At 70.5% G+C, this 23750-nt stretch carries 21 protein-coding genes and 1 pseudogene; 6 read left to right on the top strand and 16 right to left on the bottom strand.

The annotated features are described in order from the left end of the window. Positions 1–3 precede the first annotated feature (3 nt). Positions 4–1258, top strand: a pseudogene (mgt, locus tag OHT51_RS09290) (macrolide-inactivating glycosyltransferase). A gap of 71 nt (positions 1259–1329) precedes the next feature. Further along, a complete protein-coding gene (locus tag OHT51_RS09285; RefSeq protein WP_328878439.1) occupies positions 1330–2802 on the top strand; it encodes a hypothetical protein in 1473 nt (490 codons plus the stop codon). Between the two features lie 146 nt (positions 2803–2948). Here OHT51_RS09285 and OHT51_RS09280 read toward each other — a convergent pair whose 3' ends face one another. Then, entirely contained in the window at positions 2949–5216 is a 2268-nt protein-coding gene (locus OHT51_RS09280; RefSeq protein WP_328878438.1) for an MMPL family transporter, read from the bottom strand. Positions 5217–5540: 324 nt separating this feature from the next. Here OHT51_RS09280 and OHT51_RS09275 point away from each other — a divergent pair, with 324 nt between their 5' ends. The 3 genes from OHT51_RS09275 to OHT51_RS09265 are packed head-to-tail and all read left to right on the top strand — an operon-like array spanning position 5541 to position 7502. Next, on the top strand, positions 5541–6086 hold the full coding sequence (locus OHT51_RS09275) for a DUF1697 domain-containing protein (protein WP_328878437.1): 546 nt from the start codon (positions 5541–5543) through the stop codon (positions 6084–6086). Continuing rightward, positions 6079–6456, top strand: a complete 378-nt coding sequence (locus tag OHT51_RS09270; protein ID WP_328878436.1) for a nuclear transport factor 2 family protein — start codon at positions 6079–6081, stop codon at positions 6454–6456. The genes OHT51_RS09275 and OHT51_RS09270 overlap by 8 nt, the downstream gene beginning before the upstream one ends. Before the next feature lie 2 nt (positions 6457–6458). Then, on the top strand, positions 6459–7502 hold the full coding sequence (locus tag OHT51_RS09265) for a ketopantoate reductase family protein (protein WP_328878435.1): 1044 nt from the start codon (positions 6459–6461) through the stop codon (positions 7500–7502). An 8-nt stretch (positions 7503–7510) separates the two neighbouring features. Here the strand turns inward: OHT51_RS09265 and OHT51_RS09260 are convergent, their stop codons facing one another. The 15 genes from OHT51_RS09260 to OHT51_RS09195 all read right to left on the bottom strand — a co-directional run bounded on the left by OHT51_RS09260 (position 7511) and on the right by OHT51_RS09195 (position 22448). After that, positions 7511–8251 carry a sirohydrochlorin chelatase gene (locus OHT51_RS09260; protein WP_328878434.1) on the bottom strand — a complete coding sequence of 247 codons (741 nt, stop codon included), beginning with the start codon at positions 8249–8251 and terminating at the stop codon, positions 7511–7513. Positions 8252–8256: 5 nt separating this feature from the next. Then, complete coding sequence (locus OHT51_RS09255; RefSeq protein ID WP_328878433.1) at positions 8257–9147, bottom strand: ABC transporter permease; 891 nt, start codon at positions 9145–9147, stop codon at positions 8257–8259. Next, positions 9134–9922 carry an ABC transporter ATP-binding protein gene (locus tag OHT51_RS09250; RefSeq protein WP_328878432.1) on the bottom strand — a complete coding sequence of 263 codons (789 nt, stop codon included), beginning with the start codon at positions 9920–9922 and terminating at the stop codon, positions 9134–9136. Before OHT51_RS09250 ends, OHT51_RS09255 begins: the two co-directional genes overlap by 14 nt. A gap of 36 nt (positions 9923–9958) precedes the next feature. After that, entirely contained in the window at positions 9959–11059 is a 1101-nt protein-coding gene (locus OHT51_RS09245) for an aliphatic sulfonate ABC transporter substrate-binding protein (RefSeq protein ID WP_328878431.1), read from the bottom strand. Between the two features lie 208 nt (positions 11060–11267). After that, positions 11268–12602, bottom strand: a complete 1335-nt coding sequence (locus OHT51_RS09240; RefSeq protein WP_328878430.1) for a sulfate adenylyltransferase subunit 1 — start codon at positions 12600–12602, stop codon at positions 11268–11270. Positions 12603–12604: 2 nt separating this feature from the next. After that, positions 12605–13552 (bottom strand): sulfate adenylyltransferase subunit CysD, encoded by a 948-nt coding sequence (gene cysD / locus OHT51_RS09235; RefSeq protein WP_328878429.1) that lies wholly within the window; start codon positions 13550–13552, stop codon positions 12605–12607. Beyond that, positions 13549–14127: an adenylyl-sulfate kinase gene (gene cysC / locus OHT51_RS09230; RefSeq protein WP_328878428.1), complete on the bottom strand. Its 579-nt coding sequence runs from the start codon at positions 14125–14127 to the stop codon at positions 13549–13551. The genes cysD and cysC overlap by 4 nt, the downstream gene beginning before the upstream one ends. 3 nt (positions 14128–14130) lie before the next feature. Then, positions 14131–14841 (bottom strand): phosphoadenylyl-sulfate reductase, encoded by a 711-nt coding sequence (locus OHT51_RS09225; RefSeq protein ID WP_328878427.1) that lies wholly within the window; start codon positions 14839–14841, stop codon positions 14131–14133. Continuing rightward, positions 14838–15017 (bottom strand): hypothetical protein, encoded by a 180-nt coding sequence (locus OHT51_RS09220; protein ID WP_328878426.1) that lies wholly within the window; start codon positions 15015–15017, stop codon positions 14838–14840. The genes OHT51_RS09225 and OHT51_RS09220 overlap by 4 nt, the downstream gene beginning before the upstream one ends. Further along, positions 15014–16711, bottom strand: coding sequence for a nitrite/sulfite reductase (locus OHT51_RS09215; protein WP_328878425.1), 1698 nt, complete (start codon positions 16709–16711; stop codon positions 15014–15016). The genes OHT51_RS09220 and OHT51_RS09215 overlap by 4 nt, the downstream gene beginning before the upstream one ends. 128 nt (positions 16712–16839) lie before the next feature. Next, positions 16840–16923 carry a putative leader peptide gene (locus tag OHT51_RS43320; RefSeq protein WP_349817346.1) on the bottom strand — a complete coding sequence of 28 codons (84 nt, stop codon included), beginning with the start codon at positions 16921–16923 and terminating at the stop codon, positions 16840–16842. A gap of 127 nt (positions 16924–17050) precedes the next feature. After that, on the bottom strand, positions 17051–17623 hold the full coding sequence (locus OHT51_RS09210) for a GNAT family N-acetyltransferase (protein ID WP_328878424.1): 573 nt from the start codon (positions 17621–17623) through the stop codon (positions 17051–17053). A 70-nt stretch (positions 17624–17693) separates the two neighbouring features. Then, complete coding sequence (locus OHT51_RS09205; protein ID WP_328878423.1) at positions 17694–18983, bottom strand: hypothetical protein; 1290 nt, start codon at positions 18981–18983, stop codon at positions 17694–17696. Positions 18984–19127: 144 nt separating this feature from the next. Then, on the bottom strand, positions 19128–20417 hold the full coding sequence (locus OHT51_RS09200; protein ID WP_328884281.1) for a GAF domain-containing protein: 1290 nt from the start codon (positions 20415–20417) through the stop codon (positions 19128–19130). Positions 20418–20813: 396 nt separating this feature from the next. Then, the gene (locus tag OHT51_RS09195; RefSeq protein ID WP_328878422.1) at positions 20814–22448 is read right to left on the bottom strand and encodes an acyl-CoA dehydrogenase family protein; all 1635 of its coding nucleotides are present in this window, start codon (positions 22446–22448) and stop codon (positions 20814–20816) included. A 136-nt stretch (positions 22449–22584) separates the two neighbouring features. On the opposite strand from OHT51_RS09195, the gene OHT51_RS09190 reads away from it, so the two are divergent. Further along, a complete protein-coding gene (locus OHT51_RS09190) occupies positions 22585–23724 on the top strand; it encodes a YihY/virulence factor BrkB family protein (RefSeq protein WP_328878421.1) in 1140 nt (379 codons plus the stop codon). Positions 23725–23750 lie beyond the last annotated feature (26 nt).

Genomic DNA, 23750 nt, shown 5'->3' with positions numbered 1-23750 from the left:
GAGTTGCACGAGACGTATCGTCTCGCATATCGTCGGTGCCATGACCAGTCCCGCTCACATCGCCATGTTCTCCATCGCCGCCCACGGCCACGTGAACCCCAGCCTCGAAGTGATCCGCGAGTTGGTGGCACGCGGGCACCGGGTCACGTACGCGATTCCGCCGGCCTTCGCCGAGAAGGTGGCCGGGACGGGCGCCGAGCCCAAGCTCTGGAACTCCACGCTGCCCGGGCCGGACGCCGATCCGGAGGCGTGGGGGAGCACCCTGCTGGACAATGTCGAGCCGTTCCTCGCCGACGCGATCCAGGCCCTTCCGCAGCTGATCGAGGCATATCAGGGAGACGAGCCGGACCTCGTCCTGCACGACATCACCTCGTACCCGGCACGCGTCCTCGCCCACCGATGGAGCGTGCCCGCGATCTCGCTCTCGCCGAACCTCGTCGCCTGGGAAGGCTACGAGGAGGAGGTCGCCGAGCCGATGTGGGCGGAGCCGAAGCAGACCGAACGCGGGCAGGCCTACTACCGCCGCTTCCACACATGGCTGGAGGAGAACGGCATCACCCAGCACCCGGATCCGTTCGCCGGCCGCCCCGACCGCTCGCTCGTCCTCATCCCGCGGGCCTTGCAGCCCAACGCCGACCGCGTCGACGAGACGACGTACACCTTCGTCGGCGCCTGCCAGGGCGACCGGGCGGCCGAGGGCGACTGGCAGCGGCCCGACGGCGCCGAGAAGGTCGTACTCGTCTCCCTCGGGTCGTCCTTCACCAAGCAGCCCGCCTTCTACCGGGAGTGCGTGCGCGCCTTCGGCGACCTGCCGGGCTGGCACCTGGTGCTCCAGGTCGGCAGGCACGTCGACCCGGCCGACCTCGGCGACGTCCCGCCGAACGTCGAAGTGCGTTCCTGGGTCCCGCAGTTGGCGATCCTCAAGCAGGCCGACCTGTTCGTCACCCACGCCGGCGCGGGCGGCAGCCAGGAGGGCCTGGCCACCGCCACCCCGATGATCGCCGTACCGCAGGCCGTGGACCAGTTCGGCAACGCGGACATGCTCCAGGCGCTGGGCGTCGCCCGGCACGTCGCGACGGAGGACGCCACGGCCGAGGCCCTGCGCGAGACCGCCCTGTCCCTCGTCGACGACCCTGAGGTCGCCCGGCGTCTGAAGGACGTCCAGGCGCAGATGGCGGGGGAGGGCGGCACCAAGCAGGCTGCGGACCTGATCGAGGCCGAGCTGATCGCCGCGCGCGACGCACGGGCGAACCCGTAGGTGCCGCCGTCCTGCTGAGAGGCGAACGCGGCCGGTGGAACTTATCGGGCGCGTTCGGCGTCGGCAGGATCGTGACGGAAATCGATGACATACCCCTCGACGCCCTGGTGTCGTCCTGGGAAGAGATCCAGGACGAGTACGACTTCTGGGCTCCCGACGGCGAACACGACCGGGCGGTCCTCGACTGCGCCGCCCGGCTCGCCGCCGCTCCCGGGGCCGGGGACGCGTACGTGTGGGTTCTGGGGCTGACGATGATGGCTCCCTGTGCGAACCGGTCGGGCGTCGACTCCCGGGCGGAGGCCGAGGCGGCGCTGCGGGCCGCGGACGCCGCGCAGCGGGTCCGGCCCTGCGACCACGACACCCACCCGTACACGTCCCACGACGGTCATCACGCCGACGCCGAACTCCCCGACCTGCTGCTCCGGATCGCCGACGAGAACGCCGAGTGGTACGACGAGGACCACCCGCGCGAGGCGTGGCGCTGCCCGCGCAATGTCGCCGGGTTCGCGCGGATCGCCCTCGACATCCTGCACCCGGGCGAAGTCGCCGATGTCCCGCCCCGGTTGTCCCTCCAGGACCGCGAAGACATCAAGGTCCTGGAGGCGTTGCTGGAGCTGTACCCCGAGCCGGGCACGGACGTCGCCGACGAGATCGCCTCGCAGGGCGGGTACCTCTACTACGCCGAGCCCGAGGAGCGTCCCGGACGCCTCCACGTCGTCAGGGCCGTGAGCTGGCATGCCGTATCCGGCATGATCCAGGACAGGTCTGTGCTCTACAACCTCATCAGAGGCGTGGAGAAGGTCCTGCCGGACTTCGCCGAAGCGACCTGCGACCACGCCGAGCACCCGACGCTCAGCAGCCACAGCACGACCGCCGCCGAACTCGGGATCGTCCTCAGCAGTCCCGCCGGACGCCGCGTGTACGAACGGAACCGCGACCACTACGGCGACGGCGCCCCACTGGAGCAGATGGTGTGCCCCGCCTTCATGGCGGAGGTGGCCGGGGAGACGCTGACCGAACTCCGCGCAGGCCGCGACAGACTCTTCGGCCCCCGCGACACCTCCCACCTCGACGCCGAGTACCTCCGCGCGGACGGCCGCCTGGACATCCAGAAGATCGCCGAGCGGCTCCAGAACGTCGGCTCGAACGAGCAGTACGCCGATGAGTTGGGGCTGTGGGCGGCGCGGCGCTACGACCGGCTCGGGCAGTCCGAAGACGAGGGCCGGGCCCTCGACCGGGGTCGTCCTGTCCGTGAGCGGGCCGTGCTCCTGCTCACCGCCCACCAGACCATGACGATCTCCTACCCGGCCCTCCCTACGCCGTCGCCCAGGGCATCCTCGCGACCCTGCGTACGGTCGCCGCCGCGCCCCGCCCCGAGCAGTGCGCCCACACCGACGCGCACCCGCCCCTGGACGCCGGGGAGTTCCGCAGCGGCCTGCCGCACTTCTACGCGCCCGAGGAGTTCCCGCCCACCGACGGGGTGCACAGCGTGGAGTCGTGGACGTGTGCGCGGTTCGCGGGGCTGGTCGCCGACAAGTGCGTAGGGGCTCTTGAGGACCTGTACGAGGAGGACGGCGACGAGGCCGAGTTGTAGGACTCGGCGCAGCGTGCCGGACGAAGGCGTGGCGTCCGAAAAGGGGGCCCGTCGACTCCCCCGGAGTCGACGGGCCCCACTCGTACGTCAGGCGGATCAGACAGGCACCCGCTCGCCCTCGTCGTCCCGAGCCGCACTTCGCGTCACGGCCTCCGGCGCTTCGTCGTGCGTGAGGTCCGGCAGGCGGTTCAGCCACTTCGGGAAGTACCAGTTGCGCTCGCCGAGAAGTGCCATGACCGCCGGGAGCAGGACGCCCCGGATGATCGTCGCGTCGATGAGGACCGCCGCCGCGAGGCCGACGCCCATCTGCTTCATGGACTGCATCGACAGCGTGCCGAAGATCGCGAACACGGCGACCATGATGACCGCGGCGCTGGTGACGACACCGGCCGTGGTGACCACGCCGTGCTGGATCGCGTCCTTCGTCGTACGGCCGCGCAGCCGCGCCTCGCGGATCCGCGAGACCACGAACACGTGGTAGTCCATCGACAGGCCGAACAGGATCACGAAGAGGAACAGCGGCAGCCAGGTGATGATGGCGCCGACGCCCTCCGCACCCACCAGCGACGCGCCCCAGCCGTGCTGGAAGACGGCGACGAGGATGCCGTACGCCGCGCCCACCGACAGCAGGTTCAGCACGATCGAGGTGATCGCGATCGTCAGCGAGCGGAAGGACAGCAGCATCAGCCCGAAGGCGAAGACCACGACGAACGCGAAGACCGGGATGACCGCTCCGGCCAACTGGTCGTTGAAGTCCTTCGAACCGGCGACCTGCCCGGTGATCGGCGCCTCGACGCCGTCGACCTTGCCGAGCGTGGCAGGCCGCACGTCGTCGCGCAGCTTGTCCAGGCTCGCGCCCGCCTTGTCGAGGTCGGAGCCGCCGACCAGCGGGACGTACACGAAGGCGACGTTCTGATCGTCGTGCAGCTTGATCTCCACCGGGCCGCGCGAGGCACCCGAACTGATCGCCCGCTCACGGAAGTCGGCCAGTGCGGACTTCACCTCGGGAGCGTTGATGTCGTCCGCCTTGACGACCACCTCGGCCGGCTCGGAACCGCCCGGGAAGGCCTCGTTGACCCGGTTGTACGTCTGCACGATCGGCAGCGAGTCGCCGAACTCCTGGTCCAGCGTGAGGTTCTGCGTCTTCATGCCGACCGCCGGCGCCGCGATGGCGAGCAGCGCGCCGGCCGCGACGACGACCGAGATCACCGGCCGGGCAAGAACGCCCTTGAGTACGGCCGTCCAGAACCGGCTCTCGCGGTTGCCCTGTCCACGGTTGCGGCGGAGCTTGCTCTGCGGGTGCAGGAAGGGGATCTTGCCCTTCTCGACCCGCTCACCCAGCAGCGACAGCAGCGCCGGAAGCACCGTCACCGAACCGACCATGGCGACCGCGACGACCATCAGCGAGGCCAGGCCCATCGCCTCGAACTCGGCGAGGCCGGTGAACAGCATGCCCGCCATCGCCACGCACACCGTGACGCCCGAGACGATGATCGCACGGCCGCTGGTGGCGGCGGCGACCCTCAGGGCCGTCTGCGCGTCCCGGCCGGCCTCGCGCTCCTCGCGCTCACGGCGCAGATAGAACAGGCAGTAGTCGACGCCGACGGCCAGACCGACCAGCAGCATCACCGAGTTCGCGGTGTCGCTCATCGGCATCACATGGCTGACGATGCCCATCAGGCCCATCGTCGCCATGATCGCGGTGACCGCCAGCAGCACCGGCAGCAGGGCCGCCACCAGCGCGCCGAAGGCGATGAGCAGAATGCCGAGGGCCACCGGCACCGCGGAGTACTCGGCCTTCTGGAAGTCGTCCCCGAACGCGTCGTCGAACGTCTTCATCATGCTGGCGCCGCCGATCTCCTCGATCCGCAGCGACTCATGGTCCTTCTGGACGTCCTCGACCGCCTTCAGCACCGGCTCCACACGCTCACCCGCGGTGTCCGAGTCGCCGCGGATGTCGAACTGCACCAGCGCGCTGCGCCCGTCCTTCGAGATCGTCTGCGTGTCGTACGGTGAGGTCACGTCCGTGACCTCGCCGGTGCCCTCGACCGCCTTGACGACCGCGGTGACGGCGGTCCGGAACTCGCTGTCGGTCGCCTGGAGCGACCCGTCCTTCGCCTGGATCAGGACGGTCTCACTGGCCGGCTCCTCGATCCCGGCGTCCTCGATGATCTTTGCGGCGGTGTGCGTCTCGCCCTTCAGCTGGTCGCTGTCCTTGACGTCGACCCGGCCGGCCGCCGAACCGAGGCCCATCGCCAGCACGACGAACAGCACCCAGATGCCGACGGCAGCCCATCGATGGCGGGCGCTCCAGCCGCCGGCGCGGGCGGCGAGGCCCCGCACACGTGTGTCTCCGTTCCCCATGACGGGCTTGCCCCCTTGATTGCGGTGGCGGCCCCCTGCCGCCTCCTTTCGTTTCGAAGGTATGGGCCGGATAAAGCCATCTCGTCGTGCTGCTCGGTGATAGGCAGAGGCCAGAACTCATCCCCTTGGCCCGTGGGTCCTCCCCACTGGGGAGGATGGGCGTCCCTTACATCCATCCGGCGGTGTCGGGGATGACGATCAGGGCCGAAAAGCTTGTGCTTGATGCTGACCGGTAAGTAACTTACGGGTCCGGGCCGCCGTCGTGCCCACCCCCACGGGGCACGAAGGCGGCCTCGGCACACCCGGTCGTCCTAAGGTGGCCGGATGACGACGTATGCGGCGCTGCTGCGCGGAATCAACGTGGGCGGCAGCAGAAAAGTCCCGATGGCCGACCTGCGCACCCTGATGACCGGCCTCGGTTACGACGGCGTACGGACCTACCTCCAGAGCGGTCAGGCGGTCTTCGCCACCGACCACGGCGACGAGGAGTCCCTGGCCGCGGAACTCGCGTCGGCGATCGAGAAGCACTTCGGCTTCCCCGTGGACGTGATCGTGCGCGACCACGCCTACCTCCGGGCGATCGCCGACGACTGCCCTTTCCCCGCAGCCGAGTTGGAAGGCAAGCAGCTCCACGTCACCTACTGCTCCGCCCCGGTCGACGCCGAGCGATTCGCGGAGATCGACCGGGCCGCCTACCTCCCGGAGGAGTTCCGCATCGGCGACCGCGCGGTGTACCTGTACGCCCCGAACGGCCTGGGCCGCTCCAAGCTCGCCGAAATTCTGTCGCGGCCGCGGCTCAGCAAGGGTTTGATCGCTACCAGCCGCAACTGGAACACGGTCGTAAAACTTGTGGAGATGACCAGTGACTGACGTCCGGACCACCGCTGTGGAAGCCGCCATCGAGCGCGAACTGCGCCTTCTCCAGCCGGAGGTACGGTCCTCCCCCGAACTGCTCGCCGAGCTGCTGCACCCCCAGTTCCGGGAGTACGGCGCGTCGGGGCGGGACTGGGACCGGACGTCGATCATCGAGGCCCTGATCGCGGGGGAGGACCCCGGACCCCGACCTGCCGTCGTCTCCAAGATGGACGGCGTCCAGCTGGCCCCCGACCTCGTCCACCTCACCTTCGACACGGAGAAGAACGGCCGCCGGGCTCACCGCAGTTCACTGTGGCGCCGAACCGACAACGGCTGGCAGATGTACTTCCACCAAGGGACGCCGTTCAGCCCCGAGGGGGCGTAACCGTGCGCTACGTCATCATCGGGGCAGGAGCCGTCGGCGGCGTCATGGGCGGACGGCTCGCGGGCGCGGGCCACGAGGTCGTGCTGGTCGCCCGGGGCGCCCACTTCGAGGCCCTACGGGAAGGTGGCCTGCGCCTCAGGGTGCCCGAGGGCGAGCTGACCCATCGGCTGCCGGTCGTCGACGGACCGTCCGGGCTCGGGGAACTCCGCCCCGACGACGTCCTCGTCCTCGCCGTGAAGACGCAGGACAGCGCGGCCGCGCTGCAGACGTGGGGACCCGTACCGGTCGCGGGCGGCAAGACGGCCGCCGAGCGGCTGCCCCTGATCTGCGCGCAGAACGGCGTCGAGAGCCAGCGCCTCGCCCTGCGGGTGTTCCGGCGGGTGTACGGCGTCTGCGTCTGGCTGCCCTCGACATACGTCGAACCCGGCGTCGTCTCAGCGGCCGGCAGCCCCCTCACCGGCATCCTCCACCTCGGCCGCCACCCGAACGGCACCGACGAGACCGCCCGCCGCATCGCCGCCGATCTGGAGAAGTCGCACTTCGAGGCACCGGTCGTCGCGGACGTGGCCCGCTGGCAGTACGCCAAGCTGCTGTCCAACCTCGGCAACGCCCTGGAGGCGGTCACCGGCCCCGTCGACAGCGAGGAGGCCGCGGCGCTGTTCCTGCGGGTGCGGGCCGAGGGCGCGGCCGTGCTCGACGGCGCGGGGATCCCGTACGCGAGCGCCGAGGAGCAGCGCGCCGTACGGGGCGACAAGGTCACCCTCGTCCCCCTCGACGGCGCCCCGCGCGGCGGCGGCTCGTCCTGGCAGTCCCTGACCCGGGGTACCGGCACCATCGAGGCCGACTACCTCAACGGCGAGATCGCCCTGCTGGGCCGCCTGCACGGCGTACCGACCCCGCTGAACGACCTCCTCCAACGCCTTGCCAACACCTTCGCGCGCGAGCGACGGGCGCCGGGGGCGATGCCGGTGGGGGAGCTGGCGCGGCTTGCCGAGGAGGCGGCGGTGCAGGTATCGGGCGAGGACGAGGCCGGACTCTTCGGCTGAGGGCCGGATCAGGCGCCCACGGCCGTGAGCACCGGCACCCGCGCCGCGTCGTACCGCTCCAGCAGCACCCGCGCCACCTCGGGCGCCGCGCCGAGCACGTCCGCCAGGACGTCCGCGTCGGCCGCGCCCCGCGCGATGCGGTCGGGGAGGAAGCCGGGGGCCAGGACGTACGGCGCCACGGCCACCCGCTCGCAGCCGAGTTTCCGCAGCTCGCGTACCGCGTCCTCGGTGCGGGGAAGAGATGCGGAGGCGAACGCAGGCCGCACGGCGCACCAACCGGTGTGCCGCCACTCCCGCGCGATTTCTGCGATCACTGCGATCGCCTCCGGGTCGGTGGACCCCGCCGAGGCCAGCACGACCCCGGTCGAGGACTTGTCGGCGGGCGTCAGACCCGCCTCGTACAGACGCCGTTCCAGCGCCGCCATGAGCAGTGGCGAAGGCCCCAGCACCTCCGCCTGGCGGATGCGCAGCTGGGGCGGCGCGTCCCGCAGCACCGCGGGGATGTCGGCCTTCGCGTGGAACGCGCGCGTCAGCAGCAGGGGCAGGGCCACGACATCCCGGACGCCCTCCGCCGCCAGCGACTCCAGCACCCCCTGCACGGACGGGATGTTGAAGTCCAGGAAGCCGGTCTCCACCCGTACGTCCGGGCGCAGCGAGCGCACCCGCCGTACCAGGGCATGCACCGTCGCGGCATGCCGCGGGTCGCGGCTGCCGTGGGCGATGACGAGAAGAACCGGCTTCGTGAACACAGGCGTCAGCTCCTTGGCAGCAGACCGCGGCTGCGCAGGACCGACCGCTCCAGTGGGCTGAAGATGAGGAGGTCGATGGCGATGCCGACGATGAGGATGAGGAGGATGGCGAAGAAGACCGTGGACATGGAGCTGGTGTTGCGGCCGTTCTCCAGCAGCTGGCCCAGGCCCACTCCGAGGTCGGGGGAGGAGGCGATGATCTCGGCGGCCATGAGTGAGCGCCAGGAGAAGGCCCAGCCCTGCTTCAGTCCGGCCAGGTAGCCGGGCAGCGCGGCCGGCATCACGATGTGCCAGGTGCCCTTGAGCCCGGTCGCGCCCATCGTGCGGCCCGCTCGCAGGAACAGCGGCGGCACCTGGTCGACGCCGGAGACGAGGCCGTTGGCGATGGAGGGGACCGCGCCGAGCAGGATCACCGCGAACATCATCTTGTCGTTCAGGCCCAGCCAGATCACCGCCGGCGGCACCCACGCGACCGAGGGCAGGGACTGCAGACCGGACAGGATCGGCCCGATCGCCGCCCGCACGAACCGCACCCGCGCCACCAGCAGCCCCAGCGGGGTGCCGATCGCGAGGGCGAGCAGGAAGCCGAGCAGGCCGCGTGAGACGGACGTCCAGATGTACTCGTGGAGGGTGCCCTCAAGCCACGCCTCACGCAGCTCGCCCCACACGTCGGACGGTGAGGGCAGCTTGGTCGGGTCGTCCGCGACGCCGGTGGAGATCAGCAGTTGCCAGACCACCAGCACCAGGGCGATGGCGGCGATGGGCGGCAGGATCTTCTGCGTCAGGGTCTTCCGGAAGGGTGTGCGGCCGGTGTGGACGGTTTCCAGGGCGTCCAGGCCGGCTTCGAGTCCGGCGAGATCGTTGCCGTCCTTGACGGTCGTCTCAGTGCTGGCCATGACGGCGGATCTCCCCACGCAGTTCTTCGGTGATCTCGACGGACAGCTCGGCGACCGCGGTGTCCTCGATGCGGCGCGGGTGCGGGATGTCCACCGTCCACTCCCGGGCGACCCGGCCGGGGCGTGAGGACAGCAGCACCACGCGCTGGGCCAGGCGGACCGCCTCGCGCACGTTGTGTGTGACGAACAGGACGGACACGCCCGTCTCGCGCCAGATGCGGGTGAGTTCGTCGTGCAGGACGTCACGGGTGATGGCGTCGAGTGCGGCGAACGGCTCGTCCATCAGCAGCAGGTTGCTGTCCTGGGCGAGCGCGCGGGCCAGGGCGACGCGCTGGCGCATGCCGCCGGACAGCTCGTGCACCCGCTTGCCGTACGCGCCCTTGAGGCGGACGAGTTCGAGCAGTTCCTCGGCGCGCTCGCGGCGCTCCGCCTTGGCGACCCCCCTGAGCTTGAGGGCGAGCTCGATGTTCTTGCCGGCGGTCAGCCACGGGAACAGGGCGTGTTCCTGGAACATCAGTGCCGGACGGCCGTCGGTGGTGATGCCGCCGGCGCTGGGCTTGTCGAGTCCGGCGACGAGGTTGAGCAGTGTCGACTTGCCGCAGCCGGAGGCGCCGAGGAGGGTGACGAACTCGCCGGGGGCGACATCGAGGGTGATGTCGTCGAGGACGAGCTGCTGCCCGGCGGGGCCGGCGAAGGACTTCGAGACATGCTCGATACGCGCGGCGTGCTCCACGGACGTCACCGTGTCGGCGGCCTTGGCGAGGGCGGTTGCCATGGTCGTCACCTCCTGTGAACTCATCGGGTGCGGTGGTTACTTGCTGCCGAGGTCGGCGTCGTCGACTTCGGGCTCGCCCTCGGCCTTGAGGACCTTGTTCAGTGGGGCCAGGTCGTAGATGCCGGTCAGGTCCGGCTTCTGCAGCAGGCCGGCCTTGACCGCGTGCTCGGCCTCGGTGTTCAGGGTCGCGGCGAGCGGGTCGTCGGTGACCTGGATGGACTGCCATGCCGGGTCGAGCACGTTGGCGGGCAGCGGCTTGCCGGTGTCGGCCTTGAGCTGCGCGTTCGCCGCGGCCTTCGCCCGCTCCGGGTTCGCGTCGATCCACTTGTTCGTCTTCACCGAGGCACGCAGCACAGCCTCTACGGCCTTGGGGTGTTCCTTCAGGAAGCTCTGCGACACGATCACGTTCGTGATCACGAACTTCTTGTCGGGCCACAGGTCGGCCTCGTCCAGGAGCACCTTGCCGCCCTCGGCGACCAGCTTGGACGCGGTCGGCTCCGGCACCCACGCGCCGTCGATCGAGCCGGACTTGTAGGCATCCGGCGTGATCTTGTTGTCGGTGCGGACGACGGAGACGTCACCCTGGCCGCTCTCCGCGTCGACCTTCCAGCCCTGCTCGGAGATCCAGTTGAGGAACGCGACATCCTGCGTGTTGCCCAGCTGCGGCGTCGCGATCTTCTTGCCCTTCACGTCCTTCAGGGACTTGACCTTCTCCGGGTTGACCACGAGCTTCACCCCGCCCGATGCCGAGCCGGAGATGACCCGCAGGTTCTTCCCGCCCGACTTGATGTAGCCGTTGATCGCGGGCGACGGGCCGATCCAGCCGATGTCGATGGAGCCGGAGTTCAGCGCCTCGATCTCCGAGGGCCCGGCGTTGAACGTGGCGTACTCCGCCGTCGTACCGCCGAGCTCCTTCTGGAACATGTCCTGGTGCCGGCCGACCAGCGCGGTGGCATGGGTGAGGTTCCCGAAGTAGCCGATCTTCACCGAGTCCAGGCCGTCGACCTTGGGCGCCCCCGCGATGGCCTGCTCGGTGTTCTCCTTGGCCTGCGAGCCGTAGCCGCAGGCCGCGAGGGCCAGCAACGGCAGCGCGGCCAGGACGGCGAGGGTCCGTCGCAGGGCGGTGGTGGCAGGCACGGGAGGTGTTCCTCTCGGTGGCCCGGCGCTCACGCCCGTATCAGGTCGTGGCCGGGGGGTCGGCAGGTTCGTCCGGAGCGGCGCGCATACGGTGCACGCAGGTCAGCGCACACATCGCGACACTCCGCCCTGCCCGCTCCCGAGGGCGCCGCTGCCGACGCGGCCGCCCTCCTTCGCGAACGTGGAGAAGTAGTCGAGGGGCCTCATGTCAGAAGTCCCACCCGTCGTCGTCGGCCTCGTCCTTGACCGGCTCCGGCGAGGCGAACGACTCGCCGACCATGCCCGCGGTCAGCGTCGTGCCGTCGTTGGGGTCGATCAGGATGAACGAGCCGGTGCGGCGGGAGTCGGCGTAGGAGTCGACCGGCAGCGGCTCGGCGGTACGGATCTTCACGCGGCCGATGTCGTTGGCGACGAGTTGTCCGGGGTGCGGGTGCAGGGACAGGTCGTCGAGCGTGAGCCGGGACGGGATGTCCTTCACGATCGCCTTGACCGTGCGGGTGCCGTGCTTGAGGAGCACCCGGTGGCCGACGGTCAGCGCAGCGTCGGCGACGTGGCAGACGGTGGCCTCGATGTCCTGGGTGGTCGCGGGCGCGTCCTTGGCCGGGACGATCAGGTCACCGCGTGAGATGTCGATGTCGTCCTCCAGCAGGAGGGTCACCGACTGGGTGGTCCAGGCGATGTCGACCGGCTCGCCCAGCAGGTCGATCCCGGAGATCTTCGAGGTACGGCCCGACGGCAGCACCGTCACCGACTCCCCGACCCGGAACGAACCGGCGGCGATCTGCCCGGCGTAGCCGCGGTAGTCGGGGTGCTCGGCGCTCTGCGGACGGATCACGTACTGCACGGGCAGCCGCGCGTGGCAGTGGCTCAGGTCGTGGCTGACCGGCACCGTCTCCAGGTGCTCCAGGAAGGTCGGGCCGCCGTACCAGTCCATGTTCGCGGACGGGTCCACCACGTTGTCACCGGCCAGCGCCGAGATCGGGATCGCGGTGATCTCCGGAACACCCAGCTCCAGCGCGTACGCCGTGAACTCCTCGGCGATCGCGGCGAACACCGACTCCTGGTAGTCGACCAGGTCCATCTTGTTCACCGCGAGCACGACGTGCGGCACCCGCAGCAGCGCCGCGATCGCCGCGTGCCGGCGGGTCTGCTCAACGACGCCGTTACGGGCATCGACGAGGATCACCGTCAGCTCCGCCGTCGACGCACCCGTGACCATGTTGCGGGTGTACTGCACGTGGCCGGGGGTGTCGGCGAGGATGAACCGGCGCCGGGGGGTGGCGAAGTAGCGGTAGGCCACGTCGATGGTGATGCCCTGTTCCCGCTCGGCGCGCAGGCCGTCGGTGAGCAGTGCGAGGTCGGGGGCGTCCTGGCCGCGGTTGCGGGAGGCGTGCTCCACGGCCTCCAGCTGGTCGGTCAGCACCGACTTGGAGTCGTGCAGCAGCCGGCCCACGAGAGTCGACTTGCCGTCGTCGACGGAACCGGCCGTCGCGAACCGCAGCAGAGTGGTGGCCGAGAGCTCCTCGGTCGTGATCGTGCTCATGCTTAGAAGTACCCCTCGCGCTTACGGTCTTCCATCGCGGCCTCGGACATCTTGTCGTCGGCGCGGGTGGCGCCGCGCTCGGTGAGCCGGGACGCGGCGATCTCGGTGATGACCTGCTCCAGGGTCACCGCGTCCGAATCCACGGCGCCCGTGCAGGACATGTCGCCGACGGTGCGGTAGCGGATGAGCCGCTTCTCGACGGTCTCGCCGTCCTTCGGCCCGCCCCATTCGCCGGCGGTCAGCCACATGCCGTTGCGGGCGAACACGTCACGCTCGTGCGCGAAGTAGATGTCCGGCAGCTCGATGCCTTCGCGGGCGATGTACTGCCACACGTCCAGCTCGGTCCAGTTGGAGAGCGGGAACACGCGCACGTGCTCGCCGGGCGCGTGACGGCCGTTGTAGAGGTTCCACAGCTCGGGCCGCTGCCGGCGCGGGTCCCACTGCGAGAACTCGTCCCGCAGCGAGAAGACGCGTTCCTTGGCCCGCGCCTTCTCCTCGTCCCGGCGCCCGCCGCCGAAGACCGCGTCGAACCGCTCGCTCTGGATCTTCTCCGTCAACGGCACCGTCTGCAGCGGGTTGCGGGTGCCGTCCGGGCGCTCCTTGAGGACTCCCCGGTCGATGTAGTCCTGCACCGACGCGACGTGCAGCCGCAGGTTGTGCTTCTCGACCGTGCGGTCGCGGTACTCGATGACCTCGGGGAAGTTGTGCCCGGTGTCGACGTGCAGCAGCGTGAACGGGATCGCCGCGGGAGCGAACGCCTTCAGCGCCAGATGCAGCATGACGATGGAGTCCTTGCCACCGGAGAACAGGATCACCGGCCGCTCGAACTCACCCGCCACCTCACGGAAGATGTGGACGGCCTCGGACTCCAGCGCGTCCAGGTGGGAGAGGGCGTACGGGGAGTCCGTACCGTCCTCGCCTCCCTTGACCGTGGCAACGGTCGTCGTCATGCCAGTCCCCTCTCGGTGAGCAGCGCGTGGACCGCGCCCGCGGATTCCTGGACGGTCTGGTTCTGGGACTCGATGCGCAGATCGGGCGACTCGGGTGCCTCGTACGGGTCGTCGACCCCGGTCAGGCCCGTCAGCTCGCCCGCGGCCTGCTTGGCGTACAGGCCCTTCACATCGCGTACGGAGCACACGTCGACCGGCGTGGCCACGTGCACCTCGAGGTACGCCGTCCCACCCTCCTGGTGACGCTTGCGCACGGCCTCGCGGCTGTCGGCGTAGGGCGCGATCACGGGGACGAGCGCCTTCACGCCGTTACGGGCGAGCAGTTCGGCCAGGAAGCCGATGCGCTGCACGTTGGTGTGCCGGTCCTCGCGGCTGAAGCCGAGGCCCGCAGAGATGAACTCGCGGATCTCGTCGCCGTCGAGCACCTCGACGCGGTGGCCCTCCGTGCGGAGCCGGCCGGCCAGTTCGTAGGCGATGGTGGTCTTGCCGGCGCTCGGCAGACCCGTGAGCCAGACGGTGGCTCCGCTCGTCACGTGGTTCTCCCCACTCGCAGGAAACGTAGAAAGCTCAGTCATGGGTCAGCCGTGCAGCCCGCACTCGGTCTTGGCGCGGCCCGCCCAGCGGCCGGCGCGCGCGTCCTCGCCCTCAAGGACCCGGCGGGTGCAGGGGGCGCATCCGACAGAGGCGTAGCCGTCCATCAGCAGCGGGTTGGTCAGGACACCGTGTTCGGCGACATACGCGTCCACGTCGTCCTGGGTCCAGCGGGCGATCGGGGAGATCTTCACCTTCCGGCGCTTCTCGTCCCAGCCCACGACCGGGGTGTTCGCCCGGGTCGGCGACTCGTCGCGGCGCAGCCCGGTCGCCCAGGCCACATAGCCGTTCAGGCCCCGCTCCAGCGGCTCGACCTTGCGCATCTTGCAGCACAGGTCGGGGTCGCGGTCGTGCAGCCTGGGCCCGTACTGGGCGTCCTGCTCGGCGACCGTCTGCCGCGGGGTGAGCGTGATGACGTTGACGTCCATCACGGCCTCGACCGCGTCGCGGGTGCCGATGGTCTCCTCGAAGTGGTAGCCGGTGTCCAGGAACACGACGTCGACGCCGGGCATCGCGCGGGAGGCGAGGTGGGCGACCACCGCGTCCTCCATCGACGAGGTCACGCAGAAGCGCTTGCCGAAGGTGTCCACCGCCCACTGGAGGATCTCCAGCGCGGAGGCGTCCTCCAGATCACGGCCCGCCTGCTCGGCGAGCGCCTTGAGATCCTCTGTCGTGCGCTCTTCCTGAATCGCGGTCATATCTCTTCTCCCCCTGCGTCGTTGTGCTGAAGGCCCCGGGCGAGCAGCCCGAGGAACTTCAACTGGAATGCGCGGTTGCACGCCGCGCATTCCCATGCGCCGTGGCCCTGCTCGCTCGGACGGAGGTCCTCGTCGCCGCAGTAGGGGCAGTAGAAGGGGGCGGCCCGCTTGCTCATGAGAGGGCCTCCTCGGACGCGCGGGTGACCCAGGTGGCGAAGCGCTCGCCGTCCTCGCGCTCGTCCTGGAAGCGCTTGAGGACACGCTCGACGTAGTCGGGCAGTTCGTCGGACGTGACCTTCAGGCCACGCACCTTGCGCCCGAACCCGGCCTGCAGACCGAGCGCGCCGCCCAGGTGCACCTGGTAGCCCTCGACCTGCTCGCCCTCGTCGTTCAGGACCAGCTGCCCCTTGAGACCGATGTCCGCGACCTGGATACGGGCGCAGGCGTTCGGGCAGCCGTTGAGATTGATGGTGATCGGCTCGTCGAAGTCCGGGATCCGGCGCTCCAGCTCGTCGATCAGCGCGGCGCCGCGCGCCTTGGTCTCGACGATGGCGAGCTTGCAGTACTCGATGCCGGTGCAGGCCATGGTGCCGCGCCGGAAGGAGGACGGCCGGGCCGTGAGGTCCAGTGCCTCCAGGGCCTCGACCAGGGGCTCGACCTGCGCCTCCTCGACGTCGAGGACGATCATCTTCTGCTCGACGGTGGTCCGTACCCGGCCGGAGCCGTGCGCCTCCGCCACCTCGGCGATCTTCGTCAGCGTGGCACCGTCGACGCGGCCGACGCGCGGCGCGAAACCGACGTAGAAACGGCCGTCCTTCTGCCGGTGCACCCCGACGTGGTCACGCCAGCGCTCCGTCGGCTCGGCCGGCGCGGGGCCGTCGACGAGCTTGCGCTCGAGGTACTCGTCCTCCAGGATCTGGCGGAACTTCTCCGGGCCCCAGTCGGCGACGAGGAACTTCAGACGGGCGCGCGTACGCAGGCGCCGGTAGCCGTAGTCCCGGAAGATGCCGATCACGCCCGCCCAGGCCTCCGGCACCTCCTCCAGCGGCACCCAGGCGCCGAGCCGGACGCCGATCTTCGGGTTGGTGGACAGGCCGCCGCCGACCCACAGGTCGAAGCCGGGTCCGTGCTCGGGGTGCTCGACACCGACGAACGCCACGTCGTTGATCTCGTGGACGACGTCGAGGAGCGGGGACCCGGAGATCGCCGTCTTGAACTTGCGGGGCAGGTTGGAGAATTCCTTGCTGCCGATGTAGCGGTCGTGGATCTCGTCGATCGCCCAGCTGCCGTCGATGATCTCGTCCTCGGCGATACCGGCGACCGGCGATCCGATGACGACGCGCGGGCAGTCGCCGCAGGCCTCGGTGGTGGACAGACCGACGGCCTCCAGCCGGTCCCAGATCTCCGGAACGTCCTCGATGCGGATCCAGTGCAGCTGGATGTTCTGCCGGTCGGTGATGTCCGCGCTGCCGCGCGCGAACTCCTGCGAGATCTCGCCGATCACCCGCAGCTGCTGCGTGGTGAGACGGCCGCCGTCGATCCGGACGCGCAGCATGAAGTACTTGTCGTCCAGCTCCTCCGGCTCCAGGATCGCGGTCTTGCCGCCGTCGATCCCGGGCTTGCGCTGGGTGTAGAGGCCCCACCAGCGCATACGTCCGCGCAGGTCGTTGGGGTCGATCGAGTCGAAGCCGCGCTTCGAGTAGATCGTCTCAATGCGTGTCCGCACATTGAGACCGTCGTCGTCCTTCTTGAACTGTTCGTTGCCGTTGAGCGGGGTGAAGTGTCCCGCGGCCCACTGGCCCTCACCGCGGTGACGGCTCACCTTGCGGCGGGGAGTCGCGGCGGCAGGCTTCTGCGGGGTGGCGGCCATGGTGGTTACGTCCTTCGGGACAGGCGGGAATGCGGCTCTGACCTGCGCGTACGGGCGCATGGGCATACGTGCGCGTCGTTGCGCGGGAATGAAGCTGAAAGAGGGAGATGTCGGGTGCTGCGAGGTTGTCAGCGCACCGGACAGATGGCGCTGGACATGCGGCCGAGGTCGACGTGCCGCCGACTCACCAAGGCAATTCCAGTTCCAGACATGACGGAAGCGTGGCATGGCGATCTGGACACAGTCCAGCTTCGTCCGACATGCGGACACCCTTGTCCCGTAGAGTGAGACAAGGGTGTCGTCGGTCACATGGCCCGTATCGGGCCGTTTCTGCCCAGCTCAGCCAGGGTACGCCCCGGGCCACGGTCCGGGCGTGGCCGCCTCGGTCTCCTCCTCGACCTTCGTGTCGAAGAGCGTGAAGCCGCGGCGCAGGTAGTTGTCCATGGCGTGCTCCCCGTCCTTGCTGCAGGTGTGCAGCCACACCCGCTTCGTCCGGTCCAGCTCCGGCCGGCGTTCCGCCAGGTCCCAGGCGCGGGCCGCGCCGTACGCCAGCAGATGCCCGCCGATGCGCCGCCCGCGGAAGGCCGGAATCAGGCCGAAGTAGACGATCTCCACGACCCCGTCGTCCTGTGCCTCCAGCTCCACGTACCCCGCCGGCGTCCCACGGTCGTAGGCGACCCATGTCTCGACACCCGGACGCTCCAGATGCGCCTGCCACTGCGCGTACGTCCAGCCGAGCCGGTCGATCCACCGGATGTCCCCGCCCACGGACGCGTACAGAAACCGGCTGAACTCCGGAGAGGGCACCTCGGCCCGCACGATCCGCACATCTCCGTCCGGGGCGGCGGCCGGGAGGAGGTCGGCGGGGGAGTTCTGCTCCAGGGACCAGGTGGTCACGGGGATGTTGGTCATGACGGCCAGGGAATCATCCGGGTGGACGGTCTGTCGATCGGCGTCCACCCGGGCGATCGGTGCCGGGCGACTACCCCAGTGCCTCGTCGATCGACTCCAGCGGCATCGCGAACAGCGTCCGGCCCGACTGGGACCAGACCTCGCCGGTTGCCTCCCAGTAGGACAGGGGACCGGCCTCGGCGCCCCAGCAGCGGGGGGCGCTCTCCGAGCCGCAGCGCGTTGCCTCCGCCCCCTCGGTGTCCTGGCGCCAGAGGCTGCCGTGGCGGTCCGTGGGGGCCGGGACGCGGCCCAGATACCAGGCGGAGTGCTCCGCGCCGGTCGCCCGGTGCGAGAGGACCCCCGCGATGCCGGAGGCCTCCGTCTCGTACGCCTCGACCGTGCGCACGGCTCCGGTGGCGTCGACGGCCGGCAGGCCGGGGCGGGCCGGGTCCTTGCTGAAGTCGTAGCGCCACAGGCGGGCAGGCCGGTCGCTGTCGGCGGCGGTCCACTCGCTCGCGACCAGGCTGTCGGGTGCCGTACTGCGGTCCAGGGAGATGCCGCCGAGGCGCGGGGCGGCGCTCCCGCCGGTCAGACGGTAGGAGCCGACGGCCGGCAGGACGAAGCGGTAGCCGTGGGCCGACCAGCCCTCGTCCACGCGGCCCACCGCGGCGCTGTCGACCGTGGTGCGCTGGACGCGGTTCATGTCGTACACGTACAGCCCGTCGGAGGCGGTGACCAGCAGCTTGTCCTGGTACCAGACCATCCCGGAGAGACGGGAGCTCAGGGCACGGTAGTCGCGGCCACCGTCCACCGGGACGACGAGGAGGGCCGACGCGTACCTCAGGCGGGCCAGGTCGTTCGCGTCGACGAAGGAGACCCGGGCGAGACCCCGGTCGGCGCTGCCCTGGCTCCAGCCGGAGAGCAGCACCCTGTTGTCGTTCCACCAGCCGTCGTCGTCGGCGTCCCCGGAGGTGGTGACCGCCCCCGCCCGCCAGGCCCGGGTGTCGGCGGCGTCCCAGCAGTACGTGCGCGTGGCCGTCGGCGCCACCGGCAGCGCGGAGCGCTGGGTGGCCGTACAGCCGTCCGCGCGGCGCAGGCTGCGGTCGGCGGTTTCCAGAACGGCACGGACACCGACGGGCTTGCCCATCCCGGCGGCGAGTTCGTCGAGGGTGGCCTGCGACACCGGCTGCTCCTGGAGGCGGAGCGCGCGGGTGTCGGCGGCCCTGGTGAGAGGCTCCAGCGCCCCGGGGTTGTCACCGACCGTGGCCTGCGAGGCGCTGATCATCGTGGCGGCTGCGGTGAGGGCGAGGGCGGTACCGGCGAGGAACGCGCGCACGGCACGGCCCTGCTTGCGTCGACGGTGTCTGCCGCGGTGCTTCATCAAACCTCCCGAGGCGGGCCAACTGCGGCCATTGGTCTGTGCGTTGACCAAAGGAGCAGGTGGGGCGGCCCGTACAGGGATGCTACGGCAGTTGGGCACGCTTGCGGACTAAGACCCGGTAAATATGCGGAAGACACACGCCAGTCAGGGCAGATCGGCCGAGATCCGCCCCCGCACCACCGCCGGAGCCGTCGAATACGGCAGCAGATCGCGCGGCTCGTCCGGCAGCAGCACCTCGACCTCCGCGTCCTCGCGGAAGCGGTACGGCCGGTGCTCCAGAAAGCCCCCGAGATAGCGCCGTACCCGCGACATCTCGGCACGCACCGTCACCGTGCGGCCCGGGTCGCCGAACACGTCCTCCGCCAGCCCCGCCGCGCTGCGGCCGGCCCGGTGCACGGCCAGCAGATAGAGCAACTCGGCGTGCCGGGGACTCAGTTCATGGCTCCAGGAGCCCGCGCTGCCGGACACCGTCACCGACCAGCGGCGCGGCTGTGTCAGGTCCAGCGCGATCCGCGTCGCCCCGGGCGGCACCGGCTCGTCGGAGTCCCGCAGCAGCCAGCCGCCCGCCAGCGGCTCCACCGAGCACAGGCCGAGCGGCGGCAGCCACCGTCGGCCCGGCGCCAGGGACTTGGGCAGCGCGATCCGGTTCGCGTACGGCATCCCGCTCACCGCGGCGGTCCAGCCGTCCCGGTCCACCACCAGGGCCCGCCCGGGCAGCCGCGCCAGCACCGGCGCCGCCACCGCGCGCAACCGCTCCAGCGAGGTCAGATGCAGCTCCCGCAGCCGGGCCTCGGCGAGCTTGGCCACCGAGTCGACCCACGCGAGCGTGGCCGGATGCATGGTCTCCAGCGGCCCGCTGACGTCCACCACGCCGATCAGCCGGCCGTCCCGCGGATCCGTGAGGGGGGCGCCGGTGCAGGTCCAGGAGGTCTGGGAGCGCTGGAAGTGCTCGGAGGCGAAGACCTGTACGGGCCGGCGCACCACCGCGGGTGTGCCCACCCCGTTCGTGCCGACGACACTCTCCCGCCAGTCGGCGCCGAGTTCGAACCCGAGGCTGTCGGCCTTGCGCAGCACGGAGGAGTTGCCCTCCCGCCACAGCACCCGGCCCTCGTCGTCGGCGACGACCATGATGTGGTGGGCGATGTCCGCGACCGCCAGCAGGCCCTCGCGCAGCACCGGCAGGACATGCTTGAGCGCGGTGGTCTCCCGGCGCCGCTGCACCTCCTCGCGGGACAGCAGACCGGACCTGGCGTCGTGGTCCGGGTCGACACCGCTGCGCAGCATGCGCTCCCAGGACTGCTCGATCACCGGGCGCGGCGCGACGGGAGCGCGCTGTCCGGCCAGCGTGGCGGCGCGGACCTCGCTGAGTACCCGCGCGGCCCGGCCGGAGTCCACGACGGCCAGCTGTGTCACGTCCGTCGGCGAGAGCGCCAAGGATCCCTCCCGGTTCGACTCGTGCACGCCTTGACTGTGTGTCTCATAGTGCCGCCCCACACCGGCGGAGGCACACACTCCGCACACAGTCGCCAACAAGTTGCAACCCCTTGCAACCCTGGTGGACCGCTCTGGCCTGATTGAGACTTGAGCAACGCCGTCCCGAGCGGCGTTCGTGGCCTCGAACGGGCCAAGCGCAGGGGTGGTGCCGTGTCGGCGCAGCACCACCCCTGTCTCCGACGGTCGGGCCGTGTTCCGGACAGGGGTGCGGCTTTCTGTGCGTCGGCGGCTGCGGGTTCGTTGTGGCTGGTCGCGCCCACGCGGCGGACCGCATATCGGTACGGCCCCGCGCCCCTGAGGTCGGTGGCCGCATCCTTGGCCGGGTCGCTGAGCCTCTCAGGCCACCGGCCGCGCTCGCTCCATGATCGACGCGAGGTCCAGGGTGTGCGGAAGGGTTCCGAAGGCCGCGCCGCCGTCGCCGCCCAACCGTGAGGCGCAGAAGGCGTCGGCGACCTCCGGTGGTGCGTAGCGGACCAGCAGGGAGCCCTGCAGGACCAGTGCGAGTCGCTCCGTCAGGCGGCGGGCGCGGGCCTCGATGCCGTCCAGGTCGGCCAGTTCGGTCAGCAGGCCCTTGATCGCCGCGTCCAGCCGGTGATCGGCGCCGCGCGCCTTGCCGACCTCCTGGAGATAGGCGTTGAACGCCGCGGGCTCCCGCTGCAACGCCCGCAGCACGTCCAGCGCCTGGACGTTGCCCGCCCCCTCCCAGATCGAGTTCAGCGGCGACTCGCGCACCAGCCGGGGCATCCCCGACTCCTCCACGTACCCGTTGCCGCCCAGGCACTCGGACGCCTCGACCGTCAGCGGCGTACACCGCTTGGTCACCCAGTACTTGGCGGTCGGCACCGCGATCCGCAGCAGCGCCCGCTCCTGCTCGCCGCCGTCGTCGTACGCGGCCGCGAGGCGCAGTGCGAGGGTGGTCGCCGCCTCGGACTCGACGGCCAGGTCGGCCAGGACGTTGCGCATGAGCGGCTTGTCGACGAGCTTCCCGCCGAACGCCTCGCGGTGCGTGCAGTGATGGATCGCCTGCGCGACCGCCTGCCGCATCAGCCCCGCCGAGCCCAGCACACAGTCGAGCCGGGTCGCGGCCACCATCTCGATGATGGTGCGCACCCCGCGCCCCTCATCACCGACCCGGCGCGCCCACGTCCCGTCGAACTCGACCTCGCTGGAGGCGTTCGAGCGGTTGCCCAGCTTGTCCTTGAGCCGCTGGATGCGGAACACGTTGCGCGTGCCGTCCTCCAGGACGCGCGGGACCAGGAGACAGGTGAGACCGCCCGGCGCCTGCGCCAGCACGAGAAACCCGTCCGACATGGGTGCCGAGCAGAACCACTTGTGCCCGGTCAGCTCGTACGACTCGCCGTCGGGGAGGGGACGCGCGGCCGTCGTGTTGGCGCGTACGTCGCTGCCGCCCTGCTTCTCCGTCATGCCCATCCCGAACAGGGCCCCGGCCTTGAGCCGGGCCGGCCGCAGCTCACGGTCGTAGATCATGGACGTCAGCCGCGGTTCCCACACGGTGGCGAGGTCGGGATCGGTGCGCAGAGCCGGGACCGCCGCGTGGGTCATGGACAGCGGGCAGCAGTTGCCGGCCTCGATCTGCGTCCACAGCAGGAACGCGGCCGCCCGTCGCACATGCCCGCCCGGCCGCACCCAGGCCGCGGTCAGGCCCGCCGCGACGCCCTTGCCGAGCAGCCGGTGCCAGGACGGATGGAAGTCGACCTCGTCGACGCGGTGGCCGAAGCGGTCGTGGGTGCGCAGCGTCGGCGGGTGCTCGTTGGCCAGCGCCCCCCACTCCTGCAGCTGCGCCGATCCACAGGACTTGCCGAGCCCCGACAGCTCGCCCCGGACCTCGTCCAGCAGCTCGGGGGCCAGATGACGTTCGACGGCCGAGCTCAGGGCCTGATCGGCGGTGTAGGCGTCGTAGCCGACCAGGGGCGGGGGCTGGTTCGTCACGGTGTGCGTGCTGCCTGCCATGGGTGTGAACCTACCCCTCCGTAGAACGGTGATATCCACCCTGACACGGCACCCGCGCGCACGATCGGGCAGGTGGCGAGGGCGTGCACCCGGCGCCGCGATGAGTGCGCCCCTGTACGGCGGATACCTTTAGGTCGTGCAGCCAGCAAGTGAATCCTCCCAGCGGCCCTCCGGCCGTCTCCATCGGGCGCGTGCCCTCTACCGGAACGTGTCGAAGCGCAGGACCGCCTGGCTGTTGCTCAAGGACACCGTCAATTCCTGCATCGAGTACCGCATCCTGGGGCTCGCGGCCGAGGCGGCGTTCTTCACGCTGCTGTCCGTGCCGCCGCTCCTCCTCAGCCTCATCGGCCTCCTCGGTTACGTCGACGACTGGACCGGCACCGACACCATCACCAGCCTGGAGACCAACATCCTGGAGGCCTCCCGCACGGTCCTGTCCGACAAGGGCGTACGTCAGATCGCCCAGCCGATCCTGGACGACGTGATGAACGGCGGCCGACCCGACGTGATCTCCGTCGGCTTCCTGTTCGCCCTGTGGTCGGGGTCGCGCGCGGTGAACGTCTTCATAGACACGATCACCGTGATGTACGGGCTCGACGGCGTCCGCGGCATCGTCAAGACCCGGCTGGTGGCGTTCCTGCTGTTCCTCGCGGCGCTGCTGATCGGCTCGGTGGCGCTGCCGCTGATGGTGGCGGGGCCGGACGCGGTGGTGCGGATCGTGCCGTGGTCGGAGACCTTGGTGCAGGTCCTGTACTGGCCGGTCGTGATCGTCCTGTCGATCGCGTTCCTGACGACGCTCTACCACGTGTCCGTGCCGGTCCGCTCACCCTGGATCGAGGACGTGCCCGGCGCGCTGGTCGCCCTCGCCATGTGGGTGCTGGGCAGCTTCCTGCTGCGCATCTACCTGACGAGCACCATCGAGGGTGCGTCGATCTACGGCTCGCTGGCCGCCGCCGTCGCCGTCATGCTGTGGATCGGCGTGTCCGCGTTCGCCGTGCTCGTCGGGGCCGCGGTCAACGCCGCGATCGACCGGGTCTGGCCGGCCGCCGCGACGGCCGCGGCCCGCGCCGCGAACGAGCGGCTGCGCGAGGCCCAGGTCGCCGAGTACGTGGCCCGGCACGCCGCGAACCGGGAGCAGGACCCCGACGACCCGGACATGCCGTCGGAGTTCCCCGAGCGCTGGTCCCGCTTCCTGCCGCCGGAGGACCTCTCGTCGCGGCTGCGGACGCATGTGAAGAGCACTCACACCCATCCGCCGCACAAGCCGGAGGACTGACCGGACCGAAAGGCCCGAAGGGCAGG

Origin of the sequence: Streptomyces sp. NBC_00299 (assembly GCF_036173045.1) — a bacterium.
In the GTDB taxonomy this organism is placed as follows: Bacteria; Actinomycetota; Actinomycetes; order Streptomycetales; family Streptomycetaceae; genus Streptomyces; species Streptomyces machairae.
The sequence above is the reverse complement of the archived record's forward strand: the minus strand, read 5'-3'. Positions and strand labels throughout refer to the sequence as shown.

Bases quoted from the DNA above. Each gene is read 5' to 3' on its own strand.
- OHT51_RS09240 (WP_328878430.1), bottom strand. From the start codon at position 12,602: ATGAGCACGATCACGACCGAGGAGCTCTCGGCCACCACTCTGCTGCGG.
- cysD (WP_328878429.1), bottom strand. From the start codon at position 13,552: ATGACGACGACCGTTGCCACGGTCAAGGGAGGCGAGGACGGTACGGAC.
- OHT51_RS09225 (WP_328878427.1), bottom strand. From the start codon at position 14,841: ATGACCGCGATTCAGGAAGAGCGCACGACAGAGGATCTCAAGGCGCTC.
- OHT51_RS09220 (WP_328878426.1), bottom strand. From the start codon at position 15,017: ATGAGCAAGCGGGCCGCCCCCTTCTACTGCCCCTACTGCGGCGACGAG.
- OHT51_RS09215 (WP_328878425.1), bottom strand. From the start codon at position 16,711: ATGGCCGCCACCCCGCAGAAGCCTGCCGCCGCGACTCCCCGCCGCAAG.
- OHT51_RS09275 (WP_328878437.1), top strand. From the start codon at position 5,541: ATGACGACGTATGCGGCGCTGCTGCGCGGAATCAACGTGGGCGGCAGC.
- OHT51_RS09250 (WP_328878432.1), bottom strand. From the start codon at position 9,922: ATGGCAACCGCCCTCGCCAAGGCCGCCGACACGGTGACGTCCGTGGAG.
- cysC (WP_328878428.1), bottom strand. From the start codon at position 14,127: ATGACTGAGCTTTCTACGTTTCCTGCGAGTGGGGAGAACCACGTGACG.
- OHT51_RS09255 (WP_328878433.1), bottom strand. From the start codon at position 9,147: ATGGCCAGCACTGAGACGACCGTCAAGGACGGCAACGATCTCGCCGGA.
- OHT51_RS09195 (WP_328878422.1), bottom strand. From the start codon at position 22,448: ATGGCAGGCAGCACGCACACCGTGACGAACCAGCCCCCGCCCCTGGTC.
- OHT51_RS09210 (WP_328878424.1), bottom strand. From the start codon at position 17,623: ATGACCAACATCCCCGTGACCACCTGGTCCCTGGAGCAGAACTCCCCC.
- OHT51_RS09280 (WP_328878438.1), bottom strand. From the start codon at position 5,216: ATGGGGAACGGAGACACACGTGTGCGGGGCCTCGCCGCCCGCGCCGGC.
- OHT51_RS43320 (WP_349817346.1), bottom strand. From the start codon at position 16,923: ATGTCTGGAACTGGAATTGCCTTGGTGAGTCGGCGGCACGTCGACCTC.
- OHT51_RS09205 (WP_328878423.1), bottom strand. From the start codon at position 18,983: ATGAAGCACCGCGGCAGACACCGTCGACGCAAGCAGGGCCGTGCCGTG.